Genomic DNA, 12,799 nt, shown 5'->3' with positions numbered 1-12,799 from the left:
GGATCACCTCGGCTCACTACTTTGTGTCCTGGAAATAGGTTTTCGACTCCTTGGCTCATTATCAGATGGCAGGATCGCAGCGTTTCAGCGGGAGACTTGACTTTGACGATCACGACCACGGCGCTTCGCCTGTCGGACAAGGTCGGTGCGTCACTAGGCTTGATGGACCGGCCGCTCGACCCCGATCCGCTCATTCGCAAGGCGCGACACCAAACCGGGCTGAGCGATTTCGGCGATGCGTCTTTCATTGGCCCGCTGACCCGGTTGCTTGACGCGTGTTACGCCGAATCGGCACTCAGCATCGTGGGCCGGCAGGCGACGAAGTGGGATGTCGTGCGGTTCCTGTCCAACCTGCTGATTCTGCAGGATGCCGCGGTTCGATGTCCGGCAATCGAGGAGACGCCGATCCGCCGGCCTGTGTTCATCACCGGCCTGCCGCGCAGCGGCACCACTTTTTTGCATCGTCTGATGTTGATGGACCCGGCGAACCGGGCGCCGGCGGTGTGGGAAACGATTACCCCGTCCCCCTCGGCCGGGACGCGTGAGCAACGCATTGCCCGTGTCACCCGCCAGTTGCGGACCTTCGAGTGGCTGGCGCCGGAGTTCCCCGCGCTGCACCCGCTGCGGGCGACCTCGCCGCAGGAATGCAGCGAGATCACCGCCCATGTATTCCGCAGCCTGCGCTTCGATACCAACTACCACATACCATCCTACAGCGACTGGTTGGATGCCGATGTTGTCCGCCACCTGCCTGCATACCGGTTCCACAAGCGGTTCCTGCAGTTTCTGCAGCATCAGGATGGGCGCGATGGGGACATGTCGGGCGTAACCTTGGGCGGGGCGCGGCGATGGGTGCTGAAATGCCCGGAACATCTGTTTGCGTTGCAGGCGATCCGTGCGGTCTATCCGGACGCGAGGCTGGTTTTCGTGCATCGCGATCCGGTGAAGGTTCTGCTGTCCCAGGCCCGGTTGACCGAGGTTCTGCGCCGTCCGTTCACCCGCCGGCTCGATCCGCGCGCGCTTGGTCCACACGAGAGCCGGCGTTGGCTGGATGGGACTCGGCGGATGATGACGGCGGGCGACGACGCCGGCTTCCTGGACCCGATCTGTCACGTTCACCACATCGACCTGATCAGCGATCCGATCAGCACGGTCGAGGGTGTGTATCGCCATTTCGGCATGACGCTGGCACCGCGGCTGGCGGCCGATATCGAAGCGCGTGTCGCGTCCAATCCCAATGGTGGTTACGGCGAGCATAGCTACCACTTCGAGGACCACGGGCTCGACGAACAGCAGGAGAGGGCCAAGTTCCGGCCTTATATGGTGCATTTCGGCGTGACCGCCGAGGCCGGGCCGAGGCGTCGAGCCAATCCGGGATCGCAGCGGGTCGCCTGCGGTGAGGAGCCGACGCTGCAGTCCTGACTTGCGCCGACGACAGGCCGATGGCGCCGCGCCCTGTGACCGGGCCGAACCAGTGGGCCGATCCCAGCAGAAGCATCCCATGCGGTCGGATGAACTGGGCCACAAAATCAACCCTAGTGGTTCAGATCAGGCGGCACTACTTTCGGCCTGATTCGAACCACTAGCGGGCCGACAGGCGGGCGATGGTTGGGTCGAGAGCAGCGTGGGAGCGCAGGAAGGTTGCCAGGCCGGCCTCGGCCTCGCTGCGTTCGCCGGGGGAAAGCGCGGACCAGTCCACCGCCGGGGTCAGGGTCACGACAATCGGTGTGAAGGGTGATCCAAGAAGACTGTCGATCGCCATTCCGATTCGCATTGCCAGCCCCGGCCGAATCGGCTTGCCGTCGACCCAGACTGACACGGCGATAGCGAACGCGGGATCGTTGGAGGTGATGATCCGCCAGGTGCTGGGGGTCGCCTCACCGGTTGCCAGCCAGTGCTCCTCGTGCCCCTCGGTGTCGGCGCGCATCACCAGGCGGCCACGCTCGGCCATCAGCGGCGCGGCGGTGATCCAGGGCGAGAACACCCGCCAAGTCATCCGCATCGGCAGACCGCCGCACAGGACAAGTTGGCTACGGGCGGGAAGCACGGCGGCGTCGGAGGCGATGGCGCGCACGGTGCAGCCGGGTGCAACATCGATGGCTTGGGGCGCGGCAACCGGCGCCGCGGTGGCGCTGGTCAGCGCGGCCGCCAGCGTCGGGCTGAGCGCCGCCACGATGACCGTCGCCAGTGCGATGAAGCCGGCGCGAAGCATGGTCGGCGGAATGGCGTTACGCTGGGTTCGCGATCCGGCGGACGGCGGGTGCGGCGTTGCCGGGGCGGTGCGAACCTGATCCTGGCGGAACGGCAGTCCCAGCACGACCAGCAGCAGGAGTACTGCCGAGAAGAACAGCCAGCCGTAGATGATGTGATCGGCCGCCGCCGCCTTGGCGCTGTTCAGAAGATATCCCAGATAGACGATGCCAAGGCCGCGGAACCCGTTGGCGATGACCGGCACGATGATGGAAACCAGGACGAACACCCCCCGCCGCAGCGGAGTGCGATACATCAACAGCGCATAGAGGCAGCCGAAGGCGATCGCGGCGATCAGGAAGCGCAGCCCGGCGCAGGCCTCGGCGACGAAGAAGGTGCCTTGGGGGATTTCGATGGTGTAGCCGTCGATGTAGGCGGGAATGCCAATTATCCGCAGGCCGACACGGATGAATCCGGTGGTGAAGGCCTGCAGGTCCGGCGTCAGGAACTCCCCGAACGGCACCAGAAAGTAGAGATACAGCAACGGTCCGGCCATCGCCCACCACAGCCGCCGGCCGAGCAGCGCGAAGAGCAGCAGCTCGACGAAGCTGACGGCGACGAGTTGCCTTCCCTCCATGATGCCCAGCCGTTCGGCCAGCAGCCAGACGCCGGCGAGCGGCAGTCCGAGCAGCACGGCGGCAGGCATCGGGCAGGGGGATGACGCGGTCAGATCGGAACGTCGGTCCCACAGCAGATACAGCGCGATCGGTATGACCAGGTAACAGTGATTATAGGCGGTGGAGTCGTTCCAGGTTTGGATCGCGGCCACCACCTCCGGGCGGAACAGCGCGGCCAGCAGCAGCACGCCGACACCGGCTGCCAGCCCGACCCGCCGGCGGTCCTGAGCGGCGGGGTCAGCCTGAAGCCGGTGCGGTGCGACGTGGTCGAGCACGGGCGCGTCCATCAGTGGCGGCTTTCGGCGCGTTGCAGACGTGGTGAGCGGTGCTCAGCCTGGACCGCGGCTTGTGGCACCAAGGGGCACAGGATGTCGTCGAAGCCGCGCAACGTCACCTGCCAGTCATAGTTGCTGATGATACGACGGCGAGCGGCGGTGCCGATGGCGACGCCTTCCTTGGTGGTGGCCAGGCGAGTGCAGGCGGCGGCGAAATCAGCCGCGCTGTCGGCGAGGATGGCTTCCAGCATCGGCACGGCGGCGATGCCTTCAAGCGCGTCGGCGGTGAGCACGACGGGGCGGGCCATCGCCATTGCCTCCAGCACCTTGTTCTGGATGCCGCGGGCGATTCGCATTGGGGCGACCCCGGCGGTGGCGTGGGCGATATAGGGGCGGACGTCCGGCACTCGGCCGGTGACGAAGACGCCATCGCGTTGTTGCAGCTTTCGCACCTCGGGGCTGGGGTTGCTGCCGACGACATGGAACTGGGCGGCGGGGAGGCTGGCCTGGATCAGCGGTAGGATCTCGCCGGCGAACCAGACAGCGGCATCGACGTTCGGCGGGTAATCCATGGTGCCGGTGAAGACGAAGTTCGGCCTCGTAGTGTCGTATGGCGGCGGATACTGCGGCCCTGGGTCGAAATAGCGATGATCGACGCCGTTGCTGACGCCGCGGATGGTGTTGGCGCAATCCGGGTTGTGGCGGGCGAACAATGCGGCCTCGGCGTCGGAGACCAGCACGGAAAGCGCGGAGTGGCGGGCGATGCGTCGCTCCAGTTCGGCGATCTTGCGCCATTCGCGGCGGTAGACCAGGCGCATTGGGCCTTTCGTTGCGTCAGCGAAGGCGCGCCATTTCTCGGAATCGACATCAACCAGATCGACCACCGTCGTGCCGGTGTTGGGTAGGTCGAGCACGTACGGCGCCATGTTGGAAGAGTAGACGAAGGTGATCGCCGGGTGGATCGTGTCGGCGACCGTGTTCACCCAGTCGATCAACCCGCGGTGACGGAAATACGTCACGCTGAGCGCGTCAGCGGTCAGCAGGCCGCCCAGGCAGACCAGCCGAGCGGTTCGCCGATTGATTTGCCCGACGTAAATGTCGCGACACAGCGGTCGCAGCGCGTCGATGTATTGGCGGTCGTCGGGATCGTCGATCAGGCAGCCGAGGTGGATGTCGTACCATTGCGCCAGGTATTTCAGTTCATGGAAGGCGCGGATCTTCTCGCCCTTGGTCGGCGGATAGGGCAGGCGTTGCGCCAGGAACAACAGGTCAGGCATTGGCGGCGGGCCGGTGGCGGGGGGTGGGTCGGGTCATCATGGCTAGCCGATGCCGCGGACGATGGATGGACCCAGCAGATTGGCCAGCGGCAGCGGCAGGCGCTTCCACGCGGCGATGAAGGTTCGGTATTTCGGGTTCAGCGGGTTGTGGTCCGGCATCGCGTGGCCTGGTTTCAAGCGAAACCGATAGTTCAGCGGCGCGGGATCGAAGCCCCAGTTGTGCTTGAACGCGAACGATCCGGTGCCGATCTTGGAGCGGCCGAAGTCGAACAGCCGGCAGCCGCGATCGGCGGCTCTTCGCATGGTTTCCCAGTACAGGAAGTCATTTCCGGCGCGGCTGCGGGCGGCGGCCGAACCGCCGCCGTAGTAGGGCAGCACCTCGTCGCGAAAATAGAAGTTCATCACGGTGGCGATCGGGGTTTGCTGGTCGAGCACGGTGACGATGTCGGCGGCATCGGCAAAGGTATCCATCAGGATGCGAAAGTAGTGGCGTGAGAACACCGGGGTGCCGAGGTTGCGCACGCTTTCGGCGTAGATCCGGTGCAGCGTGCCGACATCTTGGTTGGCGATGGAGGTGAGACCGTTCTGGATGGCCTTGCGCACCATCGCCCGCTGTTTGCGGGGGATCGCCTTCATGTTGCGGTCGTGGTCGGCCTCGATCGGTTTGCGGAAGGTCACGTAGAGATCGGGCCGGTCGGTCCAGCCGGGGGGCGCCGGTTCGCCGCCATCGCGATAGCGGAATTCGAGCGCGCTGGAGGGGCTGCGGGCCAGCAGTCGTTCGGCGTGAGCGATCAGCGCCGCCTGGCTTTCGGCATCGACGGTCAACGGCCCGCCGTAGACGCAGAACGGGCTGGAGATCAGGGTGTCGCCGAACAGCAGGGATTTGACCCGCGCCAACGGCAGCACTCCGGTGATGGCGCCGTCGCGTTCGGTGAAGCTGTAATGGGTTTCGTGACCGAATGCGGCCTCGATCACCTTGGCCCAGGCGGCGAGGTGAAAGAAGGTGCCGGCGGGCATCGCGGTGACGAAGCGGTCCCAGGCGGGTTCGCTGGCGGCTTCGAGGGTGCGGACCGAGACCGACATCGCGGTCAGGCCGCCTTGGCTTCGGCGGGGCTGGTTGGGTTCGCGGTCAATAGCGGGGCGAACACCCGATCCATCCGGTCCCAAGCGAAATCACGCAGCAGGTGGTCGAGATCGGCGGCCATGCGCGAGAGGTTGGTGTAGTGCCGCAGCCGGGATTTCCAGCCGGCGTTACGGATGCGCGGTTGGGCTGGGTCGATCTCCCACGGGTGGAAGTAGAAGATGCCAGGCTGGCCGGCGCGGTTGATCCGGGTCAGCCCGGCGCGGTAGAGCGCGGTGGGCAGCAGGCGGAAATAGCCGCCCCCCGAACACGGCCAGTTGCGGCCGGCGAGGCGCAGCGTGGTCATCGGCAGTTCGATTACCCCGTCGGGGTCGGGGCGGAACGGGACGCGCGGTGCGTCCGGCATGCCGTAGAGATCGTGCCGGATCGGATTGATGCTGGAACTGTAGCGGTAGCCTTCCTGGCGCAGGATCGGGAATGCCCACAGGTTGCGCGCGCCGATCGAGAATGTCGCCGCCCGGTAGCCGGTGACGGTGGTGCCGCCGATATCCTCCAGCAGCGCGCGTGTGCGGCGAATGTCGGAGCGGAAGGTTTCCGGGTCCTGGCGATCGACCCTGGTATGGTCCCAGCCATGGCTTGCCAATTCGTGGCCGTCGTCGACGATGCGGCGGATCAGCGCCGGACAGCGTTGCGCCACCCAGCCCAGGGTGAAGAAGGTCGCGCTGACGCCGGCGGCGGCGAACTGGTCGAGGATGCGGTTGGTGTTGGCCTCGACGCGGGATGGGAACGAGGCCCAGTCCGAGCGGTCGATACAGTGGGCGAATGCCTGGACCTGGAAGTAGTCCTCGACGTCCACCGTCATGGCGTTTTGCATCTGCGTCATAGTGCCCCCATGGCGGCGCCGGTGGTCTGTGCTTCCATCAGGTCCAGAACCTGCTTGAACAGGGTGTCCTGGCGTGCCGAGTGCTGTTCCAGGGCGGTGACGCGGTGGCGCAGATCGTCGCTGACCGGGGATGGCGCGGGTTGGGATCCGACGCCGAGGTCGCGGTTGAGCTCATCGGCGGTGGCATCGACCATGTCTGCGGTCACCGCGTGGGCTTGTTCGAGCGCGGCGAACAGCAGTACGCGGGAACAGAGCGTGTTGATCCGGCGCGGGATGCCGCCGGTGTGGCGATGGACGGCCGTGAACGAAGCATCGTCCCACAGCGGGTCGTTGCGCCAATCGACGGTGCGCAGGCGATGTTCGATATAGAGGCGGGTTTCCGGTTCGGTCAGCGGGCCGAGATGGGTGGAGGCGAGCACGCGCTGGCGCAGTTGGTCCCAGTCCTGGCTGGCGAGGATCGGGCGGAACTGGGGTTGACCCAGCAGCACGGTCTGCAGCGAGGCGCGGCCGTCGACGGTGATGTTGGACAGCATGCGCAGTTCCTCCATCGCCGCCAGCGACAGGTTCTGCACTTCGTCGATCACCAGCAGGCAGCGTCGACCCTGGCGGCGCTGGTCGCGCACCATGTGTTCGAAACGGCGCAGTAATGTCGACTTTTCCGTGCCGGGGGTGTCGCCAAGGCCAAAATTGGCCATCGCCAGGCGCAGCAAATCGTCGCCCGAGACCTGGGTGGTGACGACCCTGGCGATGACATAGGTGTTGCGGTCCAGTTGTGAGCACAGTTGCTCGGTCAGCGTGGTCTTGCCGGCCCCGACCTCGCCGGTGATGACGATGAAGCCTTCTTGCTGCGACAGGCCGTAGACCAGGTGCGCGATGGCTCGGCTGTGGCCGGCCGACCCGAAGTAGAATCGGGTGTCGGGCGTCAACAGGAACGGCAGACCGGAGAGGTTGTAGAATTTGTCGAACACGGAGGCTTTCAGAAACGTTTGGTAATGCCGAGCAGGAGGATGTTTTGGTAGAAGTCAAATTCTGTAACGTCGGCGGATCGTTGTAGGAATGTATAGCGTACGTTGGCGCTGAGGGTAGCGGAAATCTGCCACGACCAGGCCAGGGTCGCGGCGAACGAGGTGTTGTTGCCGGGATTGAAGGCGGAAATCGCACCGGCGGACTGGTCCTGGATGGCGTAGGAAAATGCCGCGCTGACGGTCATGTCGGGGCGCATCTGGTGCAGCCAGCTTATGGCCGCGGTCTTGCTTTGGGTGGTGCTGGTGAAGGCGCCGCCGAAGCCCTGCTGTTTCGCCAGCAGGAAGCTGATCGAGATGATGTCGCGGTTCAGCGTGGTCTGGCTGCCCAGGGTCAGGGTCGAGGTGCGGAACACACCATCCCGTACCGCCAGCGCATTGGTGGTGCCGAATAACGACCCGCCGGTCTGCCCATTCACCAAGGCTCCGTTCGGGGTCGCGGTCGCCAGGTTGAGCTGGTTCTGCACGTATTCCAGTTGGGTGCCCAGGGTGCTGCCGTAGCTGGCGAACACCCGGGTGCGCTGGGTGAGCGCGTAATAGGCGTCGGCACTGAACGAGTTGAAGCCGTCGAGGTGGCCGTAGCTGAGGGTCAGCGAGCTGTCAGGATTGGGCGCGAAGGTCGCACCCAGGCTCCAGATCAGGTCGTGAACCGATTGCTGGCCGAGACCGGTATAGACGATGTCCTCATGCCCGCCGGAGGCGAACACCGAGAAGCCTCGGAACACCTGGTAGGTGAGCTTGTCGTTGAAGATGGCGCGGGTAGAGGAGGAGTTTTGGGTGGCCTGTTCTGGCAGGCCGGTGACGAAATCGGTGCTGCCGGCGCCTGCGGTGGTCTGGTCCTGGCGCAGGTCGATGTCGAAGCTGTCTTGCAGCGAGGCCAGGTAGTCGCCGGTGTCGAAGTGCGCGATTTCCTCGTTCGACACGAGTGTCTGGGCATTGGCGCCCCCGGTGGGGAACGGTGAGGCGGCGAAACCGGTCAGCGGATCGGATTCGGTGACGTTGAAGGAATAACCGAGCTTGGCGTTGCCCCAGTCGCCGAGGTGGCGGAGCAGGTAGGGGGAGATGCCGAAGCTGGAGGTCTGGACCTCGGTATTTCGGGTCAGACCTTGGCTGTTGCCGGCCAGCGTGGGGATCGTCGCCTGGGCCGCGGCGGCGGAACCGGATGGAGCGCCGACGCCACCGACACCGCCGATGCCGCCAAACTGGTTCTGCACGCCGGCGATGGCGCGGACATCGACATAGGCCAGGTCGGGCACCAGGGTGATGCTGGCGAGGCCGTTCATCTGCTCGGTCAGCGAGTTGAGGTCGCCGGTGCGCCCGTAGAGCGCCAGTGTAGGGGCAAAATCGAACGAGAGCTGGATGCGCGGCAGGTCGCCGGCGAGGCTGAAACCGGGGGAGAAATAGCTCACCAGGTCGGTCCGCCGCGGACTATGCAGTTGCAGGACGTTGTCGGTCAGTTCTTCCTGCAGGTCGATCCGGGGCACAAACGTCCAGCCGCCGCCGAGCGGTGGCGCGAAGCCGTTGACCAATTGCAACTGATGCTGCAGGTCGCTGACGTCGGAGGGGGCGAGTTCGGTGCCGGGCGGGGTTTGATCGGCGTCGCTGGCGTCCAGCAGCGGGAATGCGATCGCACCGCTTGCGGGCAGCAGCAGCGCCGCGGCCAGCACGATGGCGCGCGATCGGATGCGGCCTGATCTGCGCGCGGAGGGGCGTGGGGAATGCGGTTCGGCGGCGGTCATCGCGGGATGGCGCGGCTTGGCGGTTCAGGCGGCGTAGTACGACGAGTAGGCGCCGAAGCTGTGGCGCGTCGAGGTCTGCTGCTTGTTCAGCACCATGGTGATGGTGGGGCAGGCCTGGACCAGGTCGAGCGCGGCCTCGATTTCCTCGCGCTGGGTGCGGTCGGCCTCGACCACGAACAGAATCTGGCCGACCAGTTGGGCGAGCAGCGCCGGATCCGAGGTGGACAGGCACGGCGGCGCGTCGAGGATCAGCAGACGGTCGGCATAGCGCCGGCCGAGGTTTTCGATCAGCCGCGCCATTTCGGTGGCCGAGAACAGCTCGGCGCTGCGTTCGCGCTCGCGGCCGATGGGCAGGATCGATAGAAGTTCGATCGGTGTCCTGGCGATCATCGGGGCGGGATCGAGCCGCGGGTTGGCCGCCAGGTCGAGCAGCCCAGGTGCGTCGGCCAGACCGAGGCTGGAGCAGATCGATTCGCGTTTTGCATCAGCATCGATCAACAGCACGGGGTGATCGGCCTGGCGGGCGATGCTGGCCGATAGGTTGGCAGCGATGAAGCTTTTGCCCTCTCCTGGTCTGGCGCTGGTCACCAGCAGCAGGTTGGAGAAGCCGGGCTGGGCGTCGGGGCCGAAGGCGGCGCGCAGGATCTGGCGCTGCACCAGGCGGAATTCCTCGGAGATGCGGGTGCGGCTGCGTGACCAATCGATCATGCCGGCGCGCTGCAAGGCAGCGGCTGCGATCGTTGGGGAAGCCTCCGGGCGCGTGCTTGCGGGGTCGGCCAGCGGGACTGGGGCCAGCGGGACTGAGGCCAGCGGGACTGGGGCCAGCGGGACTGGGGCCAGCGGGACTGGGGCCAGCGGGACTGAGGCCAGCGGGACTGGGGCCAGCGGGACTGGGGCCAGCGGGACTGGGGCCAGCGGGACTGGGGCCAGCGGGACTGGGGCCAGCGGAACCGGGGCCAGCGGATCCGGGGTTAGGGGGACTGGGTCGCGGGCGGTTGACCGCGGCTGGGCGGTGGCGGGTTGTGGCGGCGCTGCCGGCGGGCGTGGCCGGGAAAACAGCGAGGATCGCTGTGCCGGCGTGGCGGGCTCCACCTTTTGGGCGGGTGCGGACAACGGCGTGTCGCGGACCGGTGGGTCGGCGACGGCCGCATCGGCGGGCGAATACAGCAGTTGAGTTTCTGGATTGTTCAGGCCGCCGGACCGCAGCAGGCGCTCGGCCGCCCGTTCGACCAGATGGGAAGATTTCGGTGTCAGCATGGCAGGACGGCTCCGTTGGCCGGGAACGTCGTCACAGAGCCGTCGGGTGTGGATGTCGGACGGCTGTGGGGACGTGCGGTGCGGGTCGGATGGGTCACTAGATCAGCGCCGTCGAATGCAGGATGTGCAGCACGAGTCCGCTGTAGATACAGACCAGCAACGCGACCGCGGTGGCGACCCGGAATGCGGCCATCAGGCGCCGCCGCAACGGCACCAGCGTCAGGATCGAGATGCCGCCGAGCACGGGAAGCCCCAGACCGCGCAAGTCGTCGGCGGTGGCGAATGAGCGGTCCAATTGCGCCAGCAACACGGTGACGCCGACGCCCGCCGCCAGCGCGCCCAGCAGCACACCGGTAACCAGCAGCACGCGGTTCGGCGCCACCGGCAGCCGCGGCACGCGGGGTGGGTCGATGACCTGCAGCTTAACCTTGTCGGCCTGGGTATCGGCGGCCTGAGCGATGTTGGCCGACTGCAGGCGTTCCAGCAGTGCCTCATAGTTTTGCCGCAGCACGTTATAGTCGCGGTCCATGTTCTGGTATTCCGCGATCAGGCCCGGCTGCTCGCGCTGGATCTTTTCCAGGCGGTCGCGATAGCGTACCGCGTCGTCGCGCTGGCGCTGCAGCGAGACCACGGTGGCATCGGCATCGACCAGCTTGACCTTCAACTGGTCGTAGACCGCGTTGGGAACCGAGCGGCCGGCGGAGAATGTTGGGGTTCGCGGCCCGTTGGCGGTGGGAACGGGGGCGCTGTCGGGTGCGTGGCGCAGCGATTCGATCAGCTTGCGCTGCGCGATGACGTCGGGATGTTGGTCGGTATCCTTCAGCAGCAATACGCGAAGCTGGTCCTCGGCTTGCTGCAGCATGGTTCTGCCGGCGGGGCCGCCCGCTACGCCGCCGGCCTCGGTGAGCAACATCGGCGGTGTGCTGTCGACCTCTTTTTTCAGCGCGGCGCGGGCAGAGAGCGCATCCTGCAGCCTGCCGTCCAGCGCGTCGACCTGATTGCGGGCACCGTCCAGGGCCGGAACGTTGGGGCTGTTGTCGGCGGGCAATACTTCGATGTAGCGGGCGCGGAAATCCGCCCGCCGCTGTTCGGCGGCGCGCAACTGCTGTTCGTAGGATTTGATCTGCTGTTCGAGAAACCGGCGGGCGTTCTCCATGTCGGCGCGGGACCCGCCGGTGGCGCTCTCGACGAAGATGGTCAGCAGGCTCTGCACCACGTCGTGCGCCAGCTTGGGGCTTTTGTCGCGATAGGTGATGGTGAACAGGTTCCTGGTCTGCGGATTGACCTTGATCGCGCTGGCCAGGTGGGTGAGCAAGCGGTCGCGGTCGGCGGCGCTGTCGAGTGTCAGATCGAGACCGGTCTTGGAGATCAGCTTTTCCAGGTTGGGTCGGCTAAGCAGGGTGCGTTGGAGGATTTCAAGCTGGCCGCTGGGCGCCGAGTCGGCGGCCAGACCGTGCAGCAGCGGGGTCAGCACCGCGTCGGCATCGACATACAGCCGCGCCGAGGATTCGTACTGGTTGGGGATCGAGTACACCGCGGCCCAGCCCAGGCTGCAGAGCAACCACGCGACGATTACCGCCAGCCAGCGCCGCCGCCACGCCGCGCGCAGATAGCGGGAAAGCAGGACGCGGGCTTGGTCCATCGGCGGTCGTTCCTCAGAACCAGGACTGCGGCACGATCAGCGTATCGCCGGGGTTCATCTCGATGTTCTGGTTGATATCGCCGTCCTTGATCAGGTCGGCGAGGTGGACGTGGATGGTCTGCTGCTTGCCGCCGGCTTCTGTGCGCACGATCACCGCGCGGTTGCCGGCGGCGTATTTGGTCAGCCCCTTGGTGGCGATCATGACGTCGAGCAGGGTCATGTGGTCGCGGTACGGGATGGCGATCGGATCGACCGCTTCGCCGATCACCCGCACCTGACGGTCGGGCGGGCCGATGAAGCCGCGCACGATGACCGTCACGTTGGGGTCCTGGATGTATTTGGTCAGCCGCTGCTCGATCTCGCGCGCCAATTGGGTGGGGGTCTTGCCGGCGGCGGCGATATCCTCGATCAGCGGGGTTGAGATGCGTCCGTCGGGGCGGACCGCGACGTCGGCCTCACTGAGATCGGGGTTGCGGTAGACGAAGACGCTGAGCTGGTCGCCGGAGCCGATGATGTAGTCGTCCGCCGGCTTGGCCGCGGTGGTGTCCACCACCGGAGGCGGCGGCGGAGACCCGAACAGGCCGCAGCCGCCGAGTGCCAGCAACAGCAGCAGGGCGGGGCCGGCTCGGTGGACCGCGTTGGGCCGGCGTGGACGGAACCCGCCAGTGAGCCAGGGATCGTTGCGTCGCGTCTGGTCGGTCACGTTAACCTCAAGTAAGGATCGGAGCACCACGGGGCGTCTGGTTGGTCGAACGA

Annotated in this window: 10 protein-coding genes; 1 reads left to right on the top strand and 9 read right to left on the bottom strand. The window is 66.2% G+C overall.

Annotated features, from left to right (window positions below; translation table 11 throughout):
• The first annotated feature begins 102 nt into the window (after positions 1 to 102).
• Positions 103 to 1,422: a sulfotransferase family protein gene (locus ACQY4Y_RS25160; RefSeq protein WP_428493294.1), complete on the top strand. Its 1,320-nt coding sequence runs from the start codon at positions 103 to 105 to the stop codon at positions 1,420 to 1,422.
• A 160-nt stretch (positions 1,423 to 1,582) separates the two neighbouring features.
• Here the strand turns inward: ACQY4Y_RS25160 and xrtA are convergent, their stop codons facing one another.
• The 9 genes from xrtA to ACQY4Y_RS25115 all read right to left on the bottom strand — a co-directional run bounded on the left by xrtA (position 1,583) and on the right by ACQY4Y_RS25115 (position 12,746).
• A complete protein-coding gene (xrtA, locus tag ACQY4Y_RS25155; RefSeq protein ID WP_428493293.1) occupies positions 1,583 to 3,154 on the bottom strand; it encodes an exosortase A in 1,572 nt (523 codons plus the stop codon).
• Entirely contained in the window at positions 3,154 to 4,419 is a 1,266-nt protein-coding gene (locus ACQY4Y_RS25150) for a TIGR03087 family PEP-CTERM/XrtA system glycosyltransferase (RefSeq protein ID WP_428493292.1), read from the bottom strand. The genes xrtA and ACQY4Y_RS25150 overlap by 1 nt, the downstream gene beginning before the upstream one ends.
• Before the next feature lie 42 nt (positions 4,420 to 4,461).
• Positions 4,462 to 5,502, bottom strand: a complete 1,041-nt coding sequence (locus ACQY4Y_RS25145; protein WP_428493291.1) for a FemAB family XrtA/PEP-CTERM system-associated protein — start codon at positions 5,500 to 5,502, stop codon at positions 4,462 to 4,464.
• A gap of 5 nt (positions 5,503 to 5,507) precedes the next feature.
• Positions 5,508 to 6,383 carry an XrtA system polysaccharide deacetylase gene (locus tag ACQY4Y_RS25140; RefSeq protein ID WP_428493290.1) on the bottom strand — a complete coding sequence of 292 codons (876 nt, stop codon included), beginning with the start codon at positions 6,381 to 6,383 and terminating at the stop codon, positions 5,508 to 5,510.
• The gene (locus ACQY4Y_RS25135) at positions 6,380 to 7,351 is read right to left on the bottom strand and encodes an AAA family ATPase (RefSeq protein ID WP_428493289.1); all 972 of its coding nucleotides are present in this window, start codon (positions 7,349 to 7,351) and stop codon (positions 6,380 to 6,382) included. The genes ACQY4Y_RS25140 and ACQY4Y_RS25135 overlap by 4 nt, the downstream gene beginning before the upstream one ends.
• Before the next feature lie 8 nt (positions 7,352 to 7,359).
• Positions 7,360 to 9,144 (bottom strand): hypothetical protein, encoded by a 1,785-nt coding sequence (locus tag ACQY4Y_RS25130; RefSeq protein ID WP_428493288.1) that lies wholly within the window; start codon positions 9,142 to 9,144, stop codon positions 7,360 to 7,362.
• Between the two features lie 24 nt (positions 9,145 to 9,168).
• Positions 9,169 to 10,401: a P-loop NTPase gene (locus ACQY4Y_RS25125; RefSeq protein ID WP_428493287.1), complete on the bottom strand. Its 1,233-nt coding sequence runs from the start codon at positions 10,399 to 10,401 to the stop codon at positions 9,169 to 9,171.
• A 97-nt stretch (positions 10,402 to 10,498) separates the two neighbouring features.
• Entirely contained in the window at positions 10,499 to 12,043 is a 1,545-nt protein-coding gene (locus ACQY4Y_RS25120; RefSeq protein WP_428493286.1) for an XrtA system polysaccharide chain length determinant, read from the bottom strand.
• A 13-nt stretch (positions 12,044 to 12,056) separates the two neighbouring features.
• On the bottom strand, positions 12,057 to 12,746 hold the full coding sequence (locus tag ACQY4Y_RS25115) for an XrtA/PEP-CTERM system exopolysaccharide export protein (RefSeq protein ID WP_428493285.1): 690 nt from the start codon (positions 12,744 to 12,746) through the stop codon (positions 12,057 to 12,059).
• Positions 12,747 to 12,799 lie beyond the last annotated feature (53 nt).

It is taken from the genome of Rhodopila sp. (genome assembly GCF_965277165.1).
In the GTDB taxonomy this organism is placed as follows: Bacteria; Pseudomonadota; Alphaproteobacteria; order Acetobacterales; family Acetobacteraceae; genus Rhodopila.
This window is presented reverse-complemented; position numbering and strand designations above follow the sequence as displayed.

Coding starts and splice junctions, on each gene's coding strand:
- xrtA (WP_428493293.1), bottom strand. CDS start 3,154: ATGGACGCGCCCGTGCTCGACCACGTCGCACCGCACCGGCTTCAGGCT.
- ACQY4Y_RS25150 (WP_428493292.1), bottom strand. CDS start 4,419: ATGCCTGACCTGTTGTTCCTGGCGCAACGCCTGCCCTATCCGCCGACC.
- ACQY4Y_RS25145 (WP_428493291.1), bottom strand. CDS start 5,502: ATGTCGGTCTCGGTCCGCACCCTCGAAGCCGCCAGCGAACCCGCCTGG.
- ACQY4Y_RS25140 (WP_428493290.1), bottom strand. CDS start 6,383: ATGACGCAGATGCAAAACGCCATGACGGTGGACGTCGAGGACTACTTC.
- ACQY4Y_RS25130 (WP_428493288.1), bottom strand. CDS start 9,144: ATGACCGCCGCCGAACCGCATTCCCCACGCCCCTCCGCGCGCAGATCA.
- ACQY4Y_RS25125 (WP_428493287.1), bottom strand. CDS start 10,401: ATGCTGACACCGAAATCTTCCCATCTGGTCGAACGGGCGGCCGAGCGC.
- ACQY4Y_RS25120 (WP_428493286.1), bottom strand. CDS start 12,043: ATGGACCAAGCCCGCGTCCTGCTTTCCCGCTATCTGCGCGCGGCGTGG.